16 protein-coding genes are annotated in these 15,877 nt (G+C 75.1%); 6 read left to right on the top strand and 10 right to left on the bottom strand.

Features of this window, described 5'->3' with window-relative positions; translation table 11 throughout:
- Nucleotides 1-25 precede the first annotated feature (25 nt).
- The 9 genes from hypE to ACZ3ZD_RS09675 all read right to left on the bottom strand — a co-directional run bounded on the left by hypE (nt 26) and on the right by ACZ3ZD_RS09675 (nt 10,163).
- The gene (hypE, locus tag ACZ3ZD_RS09715) at nt 26-1,108 is read right to left on the bottom strand and encodes a hydrogenase expression/formation protein HypE (protein WP_467395214.1); all 1,083 of its coding nucleotides are present in this window, start codon (nt 1,106-1,108) and stop codon (nt 26-28) included.
- On the bottom strand, nt 1,101-2,246 hold the full coding sequence (gene hypD, locus ACZ3ZD_RS09710; protein ID WP_467395213.1) for a hydrogenase formation protein HypD: 1,146 nt from the start codon (nt 2,244-2,246) through the stop codon (nt 1,101-1,103). The genes hypE and hypD overlap by 8 nt, the downstream gene beginning before the upstream one ends.
- Complete coding sequence (locus tag ACZ3ZD_RS09705) at nt 2,243-2,533, bottom strand: HypC/HybG/HupF family hydrogenase formation chaperone (protein WP_467395212.1); 291 nt, start codon at nt 2,531-2,533, stop codon at nt 2,243-2,245. The genes hypD and ACZ3ZD_RS09705 overlap by 4 nt, the downstream gene beginning before the upstream one ends.
- Before the next feature lie 3 nt (nt 2,534-2,536).
- The gene (gene hypF, locus ACZ3ZD_RS09700) at nt 2,537-4,954 is read right to left on the bottom strand and encodes a carbamoyltransferase HypF (RefSeq protein WP_467395211.1); all 2,418 of its coding nucleotides are present in this window, start codon (nt 4,952-4,954) and stop codon (nt 2,537-2,539) included.
- On the bottom strand, nt 4,951-5,685 hold the full coding sequence (gene hypB / locus ACZ3ZD_RS09695) for a hydrogenase nickel incorporation protein HypB (RefSeq protein WP_467395210.1): 735 nt from the start codon (nt 5,683-5,685) through the stop codon (nt 4,951-4,953). Before hypB ends, hypF begins: the two co-directional genes overlap by 4 nt.
- 76 nt (nt 5,686-5,761) lie before the next feature.
- Nucleotides 5,762-6,325, bottom strand: coding sequence for a hydrogenase maturation protease (locus ACZ3ZD_RS09690; RefSeq protein ID WP_467395209.1), 564 nt, complete (start codon nt 6,323-6,325; stop codon nt 5,762-5,764).
- Nucleotides 6,322-8,031: an enoyl-CoA hydratase-related protein gene (locus tag ACZ3ZD_RS09685; protein WP_467395208.1), complete on the bottom strand. Its 1,710-nt coding sequence runs from the start codon at nt 8,029-8,031 to the stop codon at nt 6,322-6,324. The genes ACZ3ZD_RS09690 and ACZ3ZD_RS09685 overlap by 4 nt, the downstream gene beginning before the upstream one ends.
- A gap of 218 nt (nt 8,032-8,249) precedes the next feature.
- Nucleotides 8,250-8,774 (bottom strand): hypothetical protein, encoded by a 525-nt coding sequence (locus ACZ3ZD_RS09680; RefSeq protein ID WP_467395207.1) that lies wholly within the window; start codon nt 8,772-8,774, stop codon nt 8,250-8,252.
- 111 nt (nt 8,775-8,885) lie between these two features.
- Entirely contained in the window at nt 8,886-10,163 is a 1,278-nt protein-coding gene (locus tag ACZ3ZD_RS09675; protein WP_467395206.1) for an FAD-dependent oxidoreductase, read from the bottom strand.
- A 193-nt stretch (nt 10,164-10,356) separates the two neighbouring features.
- Between ACZ3ZD_RS09675 and ACZ3ZD_RS09670 the strand changes: the two genes are divergently transcribed.
- The 5 genes from ACZ3ZD_RS09670 (at nt 10,357) to ACZ3ZD_RS09650 (ending at nt 14,469) form a co-directional block, all read left to right on the top strand.
- Nucleotides 10,357-10,848, top strand: a complete 492-nt coding sequence (locus ACZ3ZD_RS09670; RefSeq protein WP_467395205.1) for a DUF1360 domain-containing protein — start codon at nt 10,357-10,359, stop codon at nt 10,846-10,848.
- Between the two features lie 131 nt (nt 10,849-10,979).
- Nucleotides 10,980-11,414 carry a DUF2267 domain-containing protein gene (locus tag ACZ3ZD_RS09665; protein ID WP_467395204.1) on the top strand — a complete coding sequence of 145 codons (435 nt, stop codon included), beginning with the start codon at nt 10,980-10,982 and terminating at the stop codon, nt 11,412-11,414.
- Between the two features lie 150 nt (nt 11,415-11,564).
- Nucleotides 11,565-11,939, top strand: a complete 375-nt coding sequence (locus tag ACZ3ZD_RS09660; protein WP_467395203.1) for an ANTAR domain-containing protein — start codon at nt 11,565-11,567, stop codon at nt 11,937-11,939.
- A gap of 141 nt (nt 11,940-12,080) precedes the next feature.
- Nucleotides 12,081-13,256 carry an AI-2E family transporter gene (locus ACZ3ZD_RS09655; protein ID WP_467395202.1) on the top strand — a complete coding sequence of 392 codons (1,176 nt, stop codon included), beginning with the start codon at nt 12,081-12,083 and terminating at the stop codon, nt 13,254-13,256.
- Nucleotides 13,257-13,374: 118 nt separating this feature from the next.
- Complete coding sequence (locus ACZ3ZD_RS09650) at nt 13,375-14,469, top strand: FUSC family protein (RefSeq protein WP_467395201.1); 1,095 nt, start codon at nt 13,375-13,377, stop codon at nt 14,467-14,469.
- Between the two features lie 15 nt (nt 14,470-14,484).
- On the opposite strand, the gene ACZ3ZD_RS09645 is transcribed toward ACZ3ZD_RS09650, so the two are convergent.
- Nucleotides 14,485-15,312, bottom strand: a complete 828-nt coding sequence (locus tag ACZ3ZD_RS09645) for an alpha/beta fold hydrolase (RefSeq protein ID WP_467395200.1) — start codon at nt 15,310-15,312, stop codon at nt 14,485-14,487.
- A 57-nt stretch (nt 15,313-15,369) separates the two neighbouring features.
- Here ACZ3ZD_RS09645 and ACZ3ZD_RS09640 point away from each other — a divergent pair, with 57 nt between their 5' ends.
- Nucleotides 15,370-15,864 (top strand): MarR family winged helix-turn-helix transcriptional regulator, encoded by a 495-nt coding sequence (locus ACZ3ZD_RS09640; RefSeq protein ID WP_467395199.1) that lies wholly within the window; start codon nt 15,370-15,372, stop codon nt 15,862-15,864.
- The last annotated feature ends 13 nt before the right edge of the window (nt 15,865-15,877 follow it).

Below are 15,877 nucleotides of genomic sequence, written 5' to 3'. Positions count from 1 at the left end.
CGGATCCGGGGAAGCCGGGTGCGGTTCAGCAGATCCGGGGCAGCTGTTCGCCGAGCGGCAGGTCAAGCACCCGGGTGCCGCCGAGGGCGGTGGCGACGACCACCATGCCCGGGTGGTCGGCCACGCACTCCCCGATGCGGGCCGCGCCGGCGCCCTGCGGGTGGGCGCGCATCGCCGCGAGGACGGCCTCGGCGTGCTCCGGGGGCACGAAGGCGACGAGCCGGCCCTCGTTGGCGACGTACAGCGGGTCGAGGCCCAGGAATCCGCAGGCGTTCGCGACCTCGTCCGGCACCGGGATCGCCCGCTCCCGCAGCCGTACGCCGGTGCCGGAGGCGCGGGCGATCTCGTTCAGGGAGGCGCCCAGGCCGCCCCGGGTGGGGTCGCGCAGCACGTGGAGGTCGGGGGTGACCGCCAGCATGGCCGCGACCAGGTCCGCGAGCGGCGCGGTGTCGGAGCTGATCTCGACGCCGAACTCCAGGCCCTCCCGCACGCTCATGACGGCCACGCCGTGCAGGCCGATCGGGCCGCTGACGAGGACGGCGTCGCCGGGCCGGGCGCGCTGCGGGCGGATGTCGACGCCCTCGGGGACGAGACCGACGCCGGCGGTGGTGATGTAGACGCCGTCGCCGTGCCCGGACTCGACCACCTTGGTGTCGCCGGTGGCGATGGTGACGCCGGCCGCCTCGGCCGCCGCGCCGACGGCGCGGGCCACGCGTTCCACGACGGCCAGTTCCACGCCCTCCTCCAGGATGAAGGCGGTGGACAGGTACGCGGGCCGGGCGCCGCTCATCGCCAGGTCGTTGACGGTGCCGTTGACGGCGAGGTCGCCGACGCTGCCGCCGGGGAAGAACAGCGGCCGTACGACGTAGGAGTCGGTGGAGAAGGCCAGCCGGGCACCGCCGAGGCCGAGGACGGCCGAGTCGGTGAGGGCGGCCAGGAGGGGGTTGCCGTAGGCGGGTGCGAAGACCTGCTCGATCAGCTCGGCGGACAGGGCGCCGCCCCCGCCGTGGCCCATGACGACGACCGGCTGGTCGCGCAGGGGGGCGGGGCAGGTCCAGTTCGCGGGGTCGACGACCGCCTCGGGGCGTTCGGTGGCGAGGTCAGCCAACGGGGTTCATCTCCTCGCGCGGGATCCGGGATCCCTGGGGTGCCGGGGTGTCGGTCATCCTGCGGTACAGGTAGTAGGCCGCGCAGGCGCCCTCGCTGGAGACCATGGTGGCGCCGAGCGGGGTGCGCGGGGTGCAGGTCGTGCCGAACGCGGCGCACTCGGTGGGTTTGATCAGGCCCTGCAGGACCTCGCCGGCGCGGCATTCGGCGGGTTCCTCGGTGCGGATGCCGGTGACGTCGAAGCGGTGCTCGGCGTCGTAGGCGCGGAAGGCGTCGGTGAGCCGCCAGCCGCTGTCCGGGATGGGGCCGATGCCCCGCCAGTTGCGGTCGGTGACCTCGAAGACCTCCTTGATCATGCGGACGGCCGCCTGGTTGCCCTGCTCCCGCACCGCGCGGGGGTAGGCGTTCTCCACCCGGTGCTCCCCGCGTTCGAGCTGGTGGACGGCGCGGCGGATGCCTTCGAGGATGTCCAGCGGCTCGAAGCCGGTGACGACGACCGGGACGCGGTGCTTCTCGGCGAGGTCCGGGTACTCGGCGGTGCCCATCACGCTGCACACGTGCCCGGCGGCGAGGAAGCCCTGCACCCGGCAGGCGGGGGCGGTCATGATGGCCTCGATCGCCGGGGGGACCCGGACGTGGGAGACCAGCAGGCTGAAGTTGGCGAGGCCGAGCCGGCGGGCCTGGTGCACGGCCATGGCGTTGGCGGGGGCGGTCGTCTCGAAGCCGATGGCGAAGAACACCACCTGCCGGTCGGGGTTCCTGCGGGCCAGGTCGACGGCGTCCAGCGGCGAGTAGACCACCCGGACGTCACCGCCCTCGCCCTTGACCCGGAACAGGTCCCGGCCGGTGCCGGGCACGCGCAGCATGTCCCCGAAGGAACAGAAGATCACCTCGGGGCGCGCGGCGATCGCCAGGGCCTTGTCGATGACGTCGAGGGGGGTCACACAAACCGGGCAGCCCGGACCGTGGATCAACTCCACCTCATCTGGAAGGAGTTGGTCGATGCCGTGCCGGATGATGGAGTGGGTCTGCCCGCCGCAGACCTCCATCAGGGCCCAGGGCCGGGTGGCCGTGGACCGGATCTCGTCCAGCAGCCGGCGCGCCAGCTCCGGGTCGTTGAACTCCTCGATGTACTTCACCGGGCCTCACTTCCGCTCTCCTGCCGTGCCGCCTGCTGCCAGGCGTCACCGAACTCCTCCTCCAGCAGTCCGAGTTGACCGAACAGCTCCAGGGAGGCCCGGGCCGACTCCTCGTCCAGGCGCTGGAGCGCGAAGCCGACGTGGACGATGACGTACTCCCCCACCTTCAGGTCGGGGAGGTACTCCAGGCATGCCTGTTTGCGTACGCCGCCGAAGTCGATCAGGCCGGTGAGCGGGTCGGCGTCGTGGTCGATGGACACGACCTTGCCGGGCACTGCCAGACACATGGGTCACTCCGTCTCGTGGTTGGCTGCTGTTCCCGCGACCATCAGCTGGCCGAGGGCCAGACCGCCGTCGTTCGGGGGGACTTCACCGTGCCTGAGGACCGTGAAGCCGGCCGTGGTGAGCAGCGCGGCGGCCTCCTCCTCCAGCAGGGCGTTGGCGAAGACACCGCCGGTGAGGGCGACGGTGGTGCGGCCGGTCGCCGCGCGGGCCCGGCAGCAGAGGTCCGCGACCGTCCGCGCGAGGCCCCGGTGGAAGCGGGCGGCGAGGACGGGTACGGGGGTGCGGCGGGCCTGGTCGTCGAGCAGGGCGCGGAGGGTGGGCGCGGGGTTCATCTCCCACGCGTCGGACCGGCCCCCACCGGGTAGCGGGTGGTCCTGGTGCGTGCCCCGGCCCCCGTCGGGCAGTCGCACGGCGGTGATCGCGAACGGGTAGGCCCCGGTGTCCGCGTCCCCCGCCGCCAGCGCCGCCGCCTCCAGTTCCAGCGCCGCCTGCGCCTCGTAGCCGGCCCGGTGGCAGAGCCCCACCAGGGAGGACACGGCGTCGAAGAGCCGGCCCATGCTGGAGGTCGGCACACAGGCCAGCTGCCGTGTCAACTGCCGCTTGAGGACAGCGCGTTCGGGTTCCGTGCACGCCTCGACGCTCGGCAGGCCCGGCGTCCAGGGCAGTCCGGCCGCCCACAGCCGGGCCAGGGCCAGGCGGCAGGGGTTGGCCACGCCGGCGTCGCCGCCGGGCAGCGGCGCGGGGGCCAGCCGGGCGAGGCGCCGGTAGCCGGTGTAGTCGGCGAGCAGGATCTCGCCACCCCACACCGTGCCGTCGTCGCCGTACCCGGTGCCGTCGAAGGCGACGCCGATCACGGGCTCGCCGCCGTCGAGGCCGTGTTCGGCCATCGCGGCGGCGATGTGGGCATGGTGGTGCTGGACCGACACCGGTGCGCGCAGCCCGAGTTGGGTGGCGCGGCCGCGGGCCCGGCGGGTCGAGTGGTAGCCGGGGTGCCGGTCGGCGGCCACCCGCCGGGGGGAGACGCCGGTGAGGCGGGCGAGGTGCCGTTCGGCCCGCTCGGCGGCCTGCAGCGTGGCGAGGTCGGCCATGTCGCCGATGTGCGGCCCGAACCAGGCCTGGTCCGACTCGCCCAGGCAGAGGGCGTTCTTCAGGTCGCCGCCGACGGCGAGGGTCGGCCGGACCGGCAGCGGCAGGCGCAGGGGGCGGGGGACGTAGCCGCGGGAGCGGCGCAGGACCTGTTCGGTGCCGTCGGCGCGGACCCGCAGGAGGGAGTCGTCGCAGGGGCAGGCGATGGGCCGGTCGTGGGTGAGCCAGGCGTCGGCGATGCCGGCCAGCCGGGTCAGTGCCTCGGCGTCGTCGGTGACGATGGGCTCACCGGAGCGGTTGCCGCTGGTCATGACCAGCAGCCGGGGTCCTGGCGGATCGCCGGGCAGCCCGAACAGCAGGGTGTGCACGGGGGTGTAGGGCAGCAGCAGGCCGACGTGCGGGCTGCCCGGGCAGACGTCGTCGGCCAGGCGGGGCCCGTGGCCGGGGGTGCGTCTGCGCAGCAGCACGATGGGGCGGCGGGCGCTGGTGAGCGCGGCCCGTTCGGCGGCGGAGAATACCGCGATCCGCTCGGCCGTGCCGAGGTCGGCGCACATCACCGCGAAGGCCTTGCCGCCCCGCTCCTTGCGGGCGCGCAGGGTGGCGACGGCCCGGGCGTCGGTGGCGTCGCAGGCCAGGTGGTAACCGCCGACGCCCTTCACGGCGACGATCCGGCCCGCGGCGAGCAGCGACCGCGCGGTGGCGAGGGCCTCCGTGTCCCGGGCCGCGCGGACGCCGAGGCCCGGGGCCGGGACGAGGGCGAGGCGGGGGCCGCAGTCGGGGCAGGCGACGGGCTGGGCGTGGAAGCGGCGGTCGGCGGGGTCGCCGTACTCGCGGCCGCAGGCCGGGCACATCGGGAAGCCGGCCATGGTGGTGGCCGGCCGGTCGTACGGCATGCCGGTGGCGATGGTGAACCGGGGGCCGCAGTGGGTGCAGGTGACGAAGGGGTGGCGGTGCCGGCGGTCGTCCGGGTCGGCGAGTTCGCGCAGGCAGTCGGCGCAGGTCGCGGTGTCGGGCGGGAGCTGGGTGCGGCCCGGGGCCCGGTCGGTGGGGCGGATGGTGAAGGGGCCGGTGGCGCCGGTGGCGGGGACGTCCTCGCAGCCGACGCCGGTCACGGTCGCGAGCGGGGGCGGTTGCTCGGTCAGCCGGCCGGCGAACCGGTCCACTTCGTCCGGAGGGCCCTCGACCTCGATGAGCACACCGTCGGCGGTGTTGCTCACGAACCCGGCCAGGGCGAGGCCGGCGGCCAGGCGGTGCACGTAGGGCCGGAAGCCGACGCCCTGCACCGTGCCGCGCACGGTGATCCGGCGGCGGACCGAGCCGCTGGCGGGCGCGGTCACGAGACGGGGGCGGACGCCGGGTGGAGGTGGTGGTCGTGGGAGTGCGGGTGCGGGGCGAGCGGCGGTCGGTGCGCCGGGGCCTTGTCGCGGGCGGCGAGGGCGTGGTCGAGGAGGGTGCCGACGCCGGTGCCGGTGCGGGCGCACGACCGTACGATCTGCACGCCCGGGTTGACCTGGTGCACGTTCTCGTGGAACAGGCTCTCGTCGAAGCCGGCCGGTCCGGCCAGGTCGGTCTTGGTGATGACGACGAGGTGGGCGGAGCCGAACGCGGTGGGGTACTTCAGCGGCTTGTCCTCGCCCTCGGTGACCGCCATCAGCACGATCCGCAGGGTCTCGCCGAGGTCGTAGGAGGCCGGGCAGACCAGGTTGCCGACGTTCTCCACGAAGAGCACGGAGGTGTCCGCCGGCAGCCAGTCCCCCAGGGCCGAGCGGACCTGACCGGCCTCCAGGTGGCACAGCCCGTCGGTGAGCAGCTGCCGGACGGGCGCGCCGGACCGGGCCAGCCGGACGGCGTCGTTCTCGGTGGCCAGGTCGGCGGTGAGCGCGGCCACCGGCACACCCCGCTCCCCCGCCCGGGCCAGCACCCGGGCGAGGAGCTCCGTCTTGCCGCTGCCCGGGCTGGACAGCAGGTTGACCATGGTCACACCCTGCCGGGCGAGGTCGTCGCGCAGGCCCGCGGCCAGCCCGTCGTTCTTGGCCAGGACGGCGTGTCTGAGGTCGGACCGGCACATGGGCGCTGCTCCTCGGGTGCGGTGACGGGGGCCCGGGCCGCATCCGGCGCGGCCCGGGGCTGCACCGATCTTCGGCTCAGCGGGGCGCCGTACCGGGCAGCGCAGCCGAGTGCGCGGTCCCGGATTCCATCGGGCGGCCCAACGGGGGCAGCGGCCCGGCGGGATCGGCGAGCAGCGCGGGGACGAGCGAGTGCAGCGCGTCCACGGCCCGGCCGACGGCTTCCCGCACCGGGGTGCTGAGTCCGGGCAGGAGGTCGTCGTCGCTCGGCAGCACGCCGGGTTCGCAGGCCAGGACGAGCACGCGGGGCAGGGGCTCGTCGCCCAGGTGTGTGGCCAGGGCCAGCACCTTCGCCGGGTCCATGCCGTGGGCCTCGGGCGGGACGGTGCCGTCGGGGGGTTCGGCCTCGATCAGGGAGAGGGTGCCGGGACGGTGGCCGCGCGGGGCCGCGTCGACCAGGACGGCGGTGGCGTACCCGGACAGCAGGTCGTAGGCGAGGTCCAGGCCGCGGATGCCGTAGTCGCGCACCCGTACGCCGGGCGGCAGGGGGCGGGGTTCCAGGGCGCGGATCACCTCGGGGCCGAAGGCGTCGTCGGCGAGGAAGATGTTGCCGACGCCGGCCACCAGGAGCCGGGGCGTCACCGGAGGTGTCCGGCGGGCGCGGCGAGGGGGCGGGGTGAGCCGCCCGGGGTCTTGCGGACGAAGGCCGCGCGCAGCGCGTGGTAGGGGGCCTCGGGGTTGAAGAAGACGGCGTGCATGCGGGCCAGTTCGTCCTCCCGGTAGCGGGCGAGGGGCCGCAGCTGTTCGTCGGCGGCGCGGGCGGCCGCCTTGGCGGTGAGCCGCCGGTCCAGGTCCGGGGCGGCGGCGAGCGTGGTCGCCAGCCGTTCCACCTGCGCCGCGAACTCGCCGGGTGCGGCCGGCACGAGCCGGTCCACGAGGCCGAGCCGTTCGGCGGTGGCGGCGCTGACCGGCAGTGCCTCGGTGGTGAGCCGCTCGGCCTGCTCGGGGCCGACGCGGCGCGGCAGGGTGTACGTCCAGAACTCGGAGCCGTACAGGCCCATGCGCCGGTAGTGCGGGTTGAGGACGACGCCGGTGCGGCACCACACCTGGTCGGCGGCGAGGGCCAGCATCGCGCCGCCGGCCGCCGCGTTGCCGGCGAGGGCGGCCACCACCAGCCGGTCGGTGGTGCGCAGCACGGCCTCCACGAGGTCGTCGATGGCGTTGAGGTTGGTCCAGGACTCCTCGGCGGGGTCGGGGGCCGCCTCGATGACGTTGAGGTGGATGCCGTTGGAGAAGAAGTCGCGGGTGCCGCCGAGGACGAGGACGCGGGTGGGGCGGGTGAGGGCGTCGGTGTAGGCGGCGAGGAGTCTGCGGCACTGGTCGGTGCTCATCGCACCGCCCGGGAAGGAGAAGCCGAGGAAGCCGACGTCGCCGCGCTGCCGGTAGCGGATGTCGCTCCAGGTGCGCCGGCCGGGCGGGAGGTCCGGCGGGACGGGGGCGTCGGGGAGGACGAGGTCCGGCTCGTACGCGGCGAGGACCGAGGCTGCCGGGCGGCGGAAGGCCGCCGGGTCGCCGGAGTTCTTGCGGGGGCGCAGTTCCGGGATCCAGACGGCGCCGTCGCGGGTGGCCCGGCAGACGGCGCCCGCGCGTCGGGCCAGCAGGGTGCCGGGACGGCCGCGCAACTCGTCCTCGGGGTGGCCGCCGTGCAGGAACACCTCGTGGCCGAGGAGTTCGTCGAGGACGCCCGGCTGGGAGTCGGCGCCGCGCAGCTTGCGCAGGACCGTCTCGGTGTCGTCCCGCTCCCAGTCGATCCGGCGCCGCTCCTGGCGGTGGAAGTCGCGCCAGACGACGGTGACCGACTCGTCGGTCTGCGGGAGCGGCTTGTGGTCGCCGGAGGCGTAGCGCCGTACGGCGGTCAGGACGGCGGTGACGGCGGCGTCGGAGGCCTCGTTGCGGTAGAGGTCGCTCTTGCCGACGGGCGGTACGGGGAACGGCTCGGCCGCCCAGACCGGGCCCGCGTCCATGCCGGCCTCGGCCTGCAGGACGGTGACGCCCCATCGCGCCGCCCGGCCCTCGATGGCCCAGTCCAGCGAGGACGGGCCGCGGTCGCCGGGCGGGCCCGGGTGCACGATCAGGCAGGTGTGCTCCCGCCAGACGTCCTCGGGCAGGGCCGTCCGGAGCATCGGCGCGACGATCAGGTCGGGCCGCAGCTCGCGTACGGCGGCCCGGACGGGGTCGGGGCCGTGCGTGGCGAGTACGACGTCCACCTGGTGCCTGTGGTCCGAGAGTTCGGCGTACAGGCGCTGGGAGAGGCTGTTGAACGCGCTGGCGACGAGCAGAATGTCCATGACACGGCATGGTCGTCGCTGGGCGGGGTGCCGTGAAGGACCGCCGCGGCGTTTCGCCGCCCGGGGTCGGGTTCCTTCCTCCATCCGGATCGCACGGCGCGGATCCTCGTACGCCTGGTCCCGGTCGTCCCGGTGCGCTGCCGGCAGGGCCGCGGCAGCGCGGGCCGGCCACCGGCGTCCCGTCCGGGGGCGTACGGCCACCGGTGCGGGGCGGGGGCTCAGGCCGCCAGGGAGCGTCCCGGGGCGAGGCGGTCGAGGAGCTGGTCGTGGTGGAGGTGGGCCACGGGGGCCAGCAGGTCGGGATGGCGGAGCAGGGCGGCGGCGCGGTGGTCGCCGTCGTCCGGGGTGAGCAGGCGGCGGAACTCGGCCGGCCCGGCCGTGTGCTCGCCCTCGGCCAGGGCGTCGACGGCCAGCCCGGCCAGCTCGGCGTCGGTGAGCAGCGTGGCGGCCCAGCTGGCCACGACCTCGTCCACCCAGGTGCGCCAGGCCCAGTCCTCGGCCGGGTGGCCGTCGGCCGGCTCGGCGCCGGCGATCCAGTCCAGGCGGGCCGCGCCGCCGGGGCCCGCCATGGTGACCAGGCCGGCGTCGATCTCGGTGGGGTACCGCAGCCAGGCGGCGACCGTCACCGCCTGCCGGGCCTGTACCTCGCACAGCGCGGAGGCCAGCGCGCCGCCGCACGGCGGGTAGGCCGACGTCAGCCAGCGTGCCGTGGCGGTGATCAGGGGGGACAGGTCAGTGAGCACAGCCGGGCCGTCCGAGGGGCGAGGGGGTGAGGGGCTCGTCGCCACGATAGCCCGGCCCCGGGGACGGCCGGGAGGGTGATGCGAACCAGGTCATACGTGACCTGACGCACGTCAGCCGTCCCCTCGGGCGGTGCCCGCGTCCCGTGTCCCGGTCCCCCGGCGGACCGCCGCCTCGGGCGGGCGTTCGCGCAGGGCGCCGTAGGCGATGAAGTACGCGGGCAGGCGGCGCAGCAGCGGGGAGCCGGTGAGCAGGCCGGCGAGGCGCCGGGCCCGGTCGGCGTCACCCAGGGGCGGCAGGCCGCTCAGGACGGGGGCGATGACACGGGCGTGGGCGGCCCGCTGGAGTGCCTGGGTGGCGACGGTGGTGGGCCGGCGGCGGCGCTGTACCGCGCGTACGTCGGCCAGGCGGACGGTCCCGCGGCGCAGCGGCTCGGTCAGGTGGCGGGCGGTGGCCACGGCGTCCTGCACGGCGAGGTTGATCCCGATGCCGAAGACCGGGGACATGGCGTGCGCGGCGTCGCCGATGCACAGCAGGCCGGGGCGGTGCCAGCGGCGCAGCCGGTCCAGGTGGACGTCGAGCAGCTTGACGTCGTCCCAGGAACGCAGGGCGTCGGTCCGGTCGGCGATCCAGGGGACGGCGTCGGCGCAGGCGGTCCGGAAGCGGTCGAGGCCTGCGGCGCGGCGCTCGGCGTCGGTGCCCTTGGGGATGAGTACGGCGCACTGCCAGTAGTCACCCCGGTCGATCATCGCGGTGAGGAAGCCCTCGCCGGCGCCGCCGACCAGTCCGCTGGGGTCGCCGTCGTGGCGCGGCAGGCGGAACCACCATGCGTCCATCGGGCAGGTGAAGCGGTGAAGGCCCAGTTCGGGCAGGGAGCGGGCCAGCGAGCCGCGGCCGTCGCAGGCCACGGTGAGGGTGGCGCGCAGTTCGCCGGTGCGGCCGTCGGAGGTGCGGTAGCGCACCCCGGTCACCCGGCCGGACTCGGTGAGGAAGGAAGTCGCCTCCGTGTTCATGCGCAACTCGAAGGACGGCTCGCGCCGGGCCTCGTCGGCGAGCAGGTCCAGCAGGTCCCACTGGGGCACCATGGCCACGTAGTTGTGGGGGCCGGGCAGGACCGAGAGGTCGCCGACGGTGACCGGTGAGCGGCCGGGGCCCACGGGCAGCTGGACGGTGCGCACCCGGCGCTGCGGCAGCCGGGCGAAGGCCTCGGCCAGCCCCAGGTCGTCCAGCAGGGCGAGGGTCGACGGGTGGACGGTGTCGCCGCGGAAGTCACGCAGGAAGTCGGCGTGCTTCTCCAGGACGGTCACCGTGATCCCGGCCCGCGCCAGCAGCAGGGCGAGCACCATGCCCGCCGGGCCGCCCCCCACGACACAGCATGTGGTCTTCTCCATTGCGGTCCTGCCCTTCGTCGGAGCAGCGGTTCGACCAGCCGGTCGGCCGGTCGGCCAGGCAGCCATTAATTCATCACTCGATGAATACTATACCCCCGCCCACCCGGGTTGGTCACGTGTCGCAGTCGCTTCGGCGGGAACTCGTCGCGCCCGGGAAGGGCCGCACGGGCAGCCGGGAGAACGAGGAGGTCTCATGACCGCGGACGCCGCACGCAACGCCGACCAGGGCGAAGTCCCGCTGGGCGGGTACGCCGCCCTCGCCTCCGTGTTCGCGGCGGGCGTCGGCACCTTCGCACTGGTGGCCCGGCGCCGGGGGGTGCAGCTGCCGCAGCAGGTGCCGCCCTGGGACGTGGCCCTGCTCGGCACGGCGGCGTACAAGGCGTCGCGGCTGCTGGCCAAGGACAAGGTCACCAGCTTCCTCCGGGCGCCTTTCACCCGCCGCACGGGCGAGGGACAGGGCAACGAGGTCATCGAGGAGGGCCGGGGCAGCGGGCTGCGCCGGGCCACCGGCGACCTGCTGTCCTGCCCGTTCTGCACCGCGGCCTGGGCCACCGGCGCCCTGGTGTGCTCCTACGCGGCCGCGCCCCGGCTCACCCGGCTGGTCTGCGGCGGCCTGGGCGCGCTGACCGTGTCGGACTGGCTCCAGTACGCCTGGACGTGGACCCAGCAGACGGTCGAGGACTGACGGTCGAGGACCGGGGCGGCTCCGGGGAGCCGGGTGCGGGTGTGCGGGGTACTCGGCCATCGCCCCGCATCCGGAACGGGAACGGGCGTACCACCGTCGGCTCGGCACTTCGGGCGGAAGGGACCGGTCTCATGCGGCACGACGAGATGATCGGGAAGGTGCAGGCGCTGGCCCAGCTGCCCGACCGGCGCACCGCCGAACGGGCCGCGCACGCGGTCGTGAGCACGCTGTCGGAACGGCTGCCGTCCGGGCTGGCCCGGCACGTGGCCGCCCAGCTGCCGCCGGACCTGGCGGCCGCCATGCGGGAGGCGGCCGACGCGTCCGCCGCGCACGACTCCGGCAGGGCGGGCGAGCGGTTCGGGCTGACCGCGTTCACCGGGCGCGTCGCCGTACGGGCCGGCACCGACGAGGACACGGCGCTGCGGGAGGCCGCCGCCGTGCTGGAGGTCCTGGACGCCGCGCTCGCCCCGGAACTGACCGATCGGGTGGCCCACGCGCTGCCCGCGGACATCCGCGAGCTGCTGCCGGTGGCCCGCGCGACCCAGGGGACCTGGGGTTACGGCTGACAGGAGGAGACGGGCACCCCGGGACGAGAGGCGGCGCACCAGCGGGCGGCGCGGCGTGACCGGAATCCGTGATTGCTGGTTCAATTCGTGTGCACGTGCCCACTGGGGGCAGGCGTAGCAATGACGCCCCCCACCCCGAAAAGGTGCTCCATGGCCTTCTTCGCCCTCTCCCGGCACCAGCCGCTGGTCCTGCTCTCCGCCACCGACCTGGAGTCGGAGTACCACCGGCTGCAGGAGGAGAACCGGCAACTGCAGCGCGCCGTGACCTCCCACGCCGTGATCGACCAGGCGATCGGTGCCGTCGTCGTCCTCGGGCGGATAGCCCCGGAGGAGGCCTGGCGGGCGCTGCGGGACGTCTCCCAGCGCACGAACATCAAGCTGCGGACGATCGCCGGGCACATCCTGGAGTACGCGCAGGGCGGCACGCTCCCCGAGCCCGAGCGGCTCGAACTGCGGAAGGCGATCATCCGCTACCGCCGGTGTGCCGAGGACGCCCAGCCGCTCGGTGACGGCCTGCCGGCGTAGGCCCTCCCACCCGCGCCGCTCCGGCGGCCGTTCTGCCACGCGGGTGCTCTCCGCGCGCCGCTTTCCCGCCGTGTGCTTACGGTGCTGTGGAGGTGACCGGCCGTCAGCCGGGCGCCGCGGGGCGGAGTGGAGGTGGGAGCGGTGGGCGATGCGCGCCGGCGGCCGGCCGGCCCGAACGGTTCGCGCCGGGTCCGGGGCACGGTGCTGGGCAGCCGTCCGGCGTACTCGGTGCGGCTGCCCGGCACCGTGCCCCGGACGGAGCCGCCGGTGCGGCCGGCCGAACGGACGGTGCCGTGGCTGCGCGTCGCCGCCGCTTACGCCTGGCGGCTGCTCCTCGTCGGCGCCGTCGTCTACGGCGTGTTCTTCGTCCTCGGCAGCTTCCAGCTCATCGCCGTCGCGCTGTTCCTCGCGCTGGTGGTGACCTCCGTCCTGCACCCGCTGACCGATCTGCTCGCCCGGTTCCTGCCGAGGCCGCTGAGCGTGGCGGTGTCGCTGGTGGGGAGCCTGGTGCTGCTGCTGGGGCTGCTCGCGCTGGTGGCCGGCTCGGTGGCCGGGGAGTCGGACCGGCTGGCCGGCGAGTTCCGCGGCGGTGTCCACCGGATCGAGGAGTGGCTGCAACGGCCGCCGTTCCGGCTCGGGCCCGGCGCGCTCTCCGCACTGCAGGGCCAGGTGACCCACTATGTCTCCGCGCACCGGGCGTCCCTGCTCACCAGCGCGGTCAACGAGCTGGGCCGGGTGGTGGAGCTGGTCACGGGCGCGGCGCTGGCGCTGTTCGCCTCGGTGTTCTTCCTGCACTCCGGCGAGCGTCTGTGGGGCTGGGCCCGGGAGCAGCTGCTGCCGAGCTCTGCCCGGCCGGTGTGGGACCGGGCGGGCCGGGCGGCCTGGCGGACCTTCGCGGGATACACGCGCGGCATCATCATCGTCGCCGCCGCCAACGCCGTCCTCGTGGGCGTGGGCCTGCTGGTGCTGCGGGTGCCGCTCGCGCTCCCGCTGACGCTGCTGGAGTTCTTCGCCGCGTTCGTGCCGCTGGTGGGCTCCCCGGTCGCGCTCGGGGTGGCCACCATCGTCGCGCTGGCCGGGCGCGGCCCGCTGACGGCGGTGGGCGTGCTGGTGCTGATCGTCGTGATCGGCCAGCTGGAGGGGCATGTGCTGCATCCGCTCGTGATGAGCTGGGCGGTACGGCTGCATCCGCTGGTCGTGGCCGTGTCGGTCATCGCGGGCAGCATCGTCGCGGGCGTGATCGGCGCCGTCGTCGCGGTCCCGCTGGTGTCGGTCGTCTGGGCGGTGCTGAGCGCGCTGCGGGCGGTACCTCCCTGAGGTCCTGCGCCGCGTGAGGCATCCGGTGCGCATGGACGCGGCCTGAGGTGGCACCCGAACCGCCGTGCGTGGAATACGACTGACCTGGCAGAACGTAGGGCGTGAACTGTCGTCCGGAATGGACGCGGCACGCCGGGCCTGGGCCGGACCGGGCCGGGAGCGGGACCTGGCCGTGCAGGCGGCGAAGGCGGCGCTGGCCGCGTGGGTGGCCTGGGCGGTGGCCGGCTGGTGGCTGCGGGCGCCGGTGGCGTTCGTCGCGCCCTGGGTGGCCGTGGTCCTGGTGGAGTCGACCGTGTACCGGTCGATCGCGCGGGGCCTGCAACAGCTCGGGGCGATCGCGGCCGGCACGGTCGCGGCCACCGCGGTCGGGCTGCTGCTGCACAGCACGGTGACCGCGATGGCGGTGGTCCTGCCGCTCGCGATGCTGCTGGGCCAGTGGCGACGCCTGGGCAGTGAGGGCATCTACGCGGCCACCGGCGCCCTGTTCGTCCTCACGGGCGGGCCCGTCAGCATCGCCACCTCCGGGGCCCGGCTCGCCGAGGCACTGTTCGGGGCGGTGGTCGGGATCGCCGTGAACGCGCTGATCCGGCCGCCGCTGTATCTGCGCGACACCCGTGCCGTGCTGCGCGACGCGACCGAGGAGGCCCACGACATCCTGCGGGACGTCGCGGACGGGCTGGCGGCGGAACGCTGGGACGCCGAGGAGGCCGGCGGCTGGCACGAGCGCGCGCTGCGGCTGCACGGGCTGGTGGAGCAGGCCCGCTCCTCCGTCGCGTGGAGCCGGGAGAGCATGCGCGTCAACCTGCGCCGCCGCCGGTCCGGCGCCGCGCCGTCGCAGGACAAGGGGTACGACGACGCCATCGTGGTCCTCGACTACGCGGCCGTGCACACCGCGGGGGTCACCCGCACGGTGATGGAGGCCGCCGCCGGGGACGGCCGGGCGCCCCGGCCGCAGCCGGAGGCCACCCGCCGGTACGCGGAGTTCCTGTGCCAGACCGCCCGCGCCCTGCGGCTGTACAGCCACAGCCGGTTCGGCGACGAGTGCGAGGACGAGCTGCGCGAGGCCGTGGCCGAGCTGCGGGACACGCTCACGGAGCTGCGCCGGGACCTCGTCCGCTCCACGACCGACGACCCCGACGAGGTCGCCACCTACGGCGCGCTGCTCACCCAGGCCCACCGGCTGGCCGACCAGCTGGCCGCCTCGGGCGCCTGAGCACCGGGCCCGGGTTCACGGCAACCGGGCGAGGAACGCGGTCAGTTCGGCGGTGAAACGGGCCGGGTTCTCCATGTTCGGGTAGTGCCCGGCGTCCGGAACGGTGGCTGTGCGGGCGCCTGGCACGAGGTCCACGAGGCGGGCGGCCATGGCGAGCGGGTCGGGGGCGTCCAGGGCGCCGTTGAGGGCGAGCAGCGGCACCCGGATGCCGGGCACGCGCTCCCAGGTGCCGGTGACGGGGACGTGGTGGTCCGGCTCGTCGGGCGTGTGGTTGCGCAGGGTGGCCAGCCCCATCTCGCGCACCCGGCGGATGATGTCGGGGTCGACGTCGGACGGCTCCCGGTGCGGGCCGACCGCCCAGCGCACGAACGCGTCGGCCCAGGCGTCCAGGTCGGCGGCGGCCAGGGCCCGCTGCTGCCCGGCAACCACCTCCAGGGCCCAGGGGTCCTCGAAGACGGGTTCACTGGTGCCGACCCCGCTGACGACGACCGCGCGGACCAGCTCGGGGTACTCCAGCGCACAGTCGACCGCGATGCCCCCGCCCATGCACAGGCCGACGAGGACGGCGGGAGCGGCGTCGAGGCCCCGGAGCAGTGCGGCGAGGTCGTCGACCTGCCGGAAGGGGCGGGTGGCGTTGTCGGAGGCGCCGTGGCCCCGGGCGTCCCAGGCGATGACCCGGTGGCTCGCCGCGAGGACCGGTATCTGCTCCTCCCACATGCGGTGGTCGGTGAAGCCGCCGTGCAGCAGGACGAGGGGCTGTCCGGAGCCGGCCTCGCGGTAGGCGAGGCGGCCGTCGGCGGTCTGGAGGGTGCGGACGGGCAGGGATGCCAGATCGACAGTCATGACAACCAAGGTGTCATTCTTTGGTGATATTGGCAACCAAGGTGTCATCCTGGTCCCATGAGTGACGACCGCACGGCCCCCCTCCCCGCCTCCGCCGACCCCTCACGCGACGAGCTGGGCGAACGCCTCACCGAGGTCTTCGACCTGGTCGGGCCGCTCTACCGGCGGGTGCAGCGCAAGGTGGAGGAGGCGGCGCCGATCGAGGGCCTGTCCGTCGGCGTCCGCGCGGTGCTGGACCTGCTGCGCGCGCGGGGGCCCCTGACGGTGCCGCAGATGGGCCGGGCGCAGGCGCTCAGCCGGCAGTTCGTGCAGCGCATGGTGAACGACGCGGCCCGGCAGGGCCTGGTGGAGAGCGTGCCGAACCCCGCGCACCGCCGGTCCTCGCTCATCCGCCTCACCGAGCCGGGCCGGGCGGTGATCGGGGCCGTACGGGCCCGCGAGCACGAGCTGCTGCGCCGGGTGGGCGGCGACCTGACCATGGCGGACGTCGACGCCTGTCTGCGGGTGCTCGGCGCGATGCACACGCTCTTCGCCGACGTGGACGTGGACTGAGCGCGCCCGGCGC

The sequence above is a fragment of the Streptomyces sp. NPDC023481 genome (assembly GCF_055560195.1).
Note: the sequence above shows the minus strand (reverse complement) of the source record. Positions and strands in the feature narration are given on the sequence as shown.

Coding starts and splice junctions, on each gene's coding strand:
- ACZ3ZD_RS09705 (WP_467395212.1), bottom strand. CDS start 2,533: ATGTGTCTGGCAGTGCCCGGCAAGGTCGTGTCCATCGACCACGACGCC.
- hypB (WP_467395210.1), bottom strand. CDS start 5,685: ATGTGCCGGTCCGACCTCAGACACGCCGTCCTGGCCAAGAACGACGGG.
- ACZ3ZD_RS09685 (WP_467395208.1), bottom strand. CDS start 8,031: ATGGACATTCTGCTCGTCGCCAGCGCGTTCAACAGCCTCTCCCAGCGC.
- ACZ3ZD_RS09675 (WP_467395206.1), bottom strand. CDS start 10,163: ATGGAGAAGACCACATGCTGTGTCGTGGGGGGCGGCCCGGCGGGCATG.
- ACZ3ZD_RS09670 (WP_467395205.1), top strand. CDS start 10,357: ATGACCGCGGACGCCGCACGCAACGCCGACCAGGGCGAAGTCCCGCTG.
- ACZ3ZD_RS09665 (WP_467395204.1), top strand. CDS start 10,980: ATGCGGCACGACGAGATGATCGGGAAGGTGCAGGCGCTGGCCCAGCTG.
- ACZ3ZD_RS09660 (WP_467395203.1), top strand. CDS start 11,565: ATGGCCTTCTTCGCCCTCTCCCGGCACCAGCCGCTGGTCCTGCTCTCC.
- ACZ3ZD_RS09650 (WP_467395201.1), top strand. CDS start 13,375: ATGGACGCGGCACGCCGGGCCTGGGCCGGACCGGGCCGGGAGCGGGAC.
- ACZ3ZD_RS09645 (WP_467395200.1), bottom strand. CDS start 15,312: ATGACTGTCGATCTGGCATCCCTGCCCGTCCGCACCCTCCAGACCGCC.
- ACZ3ZD_RS09640 (WP_467395199.1), top strand. CDS start 15,370: ATGAGTGACGACCGCACGGCCCCCCTCCCCGCCTCCGCCGACCCCTCA.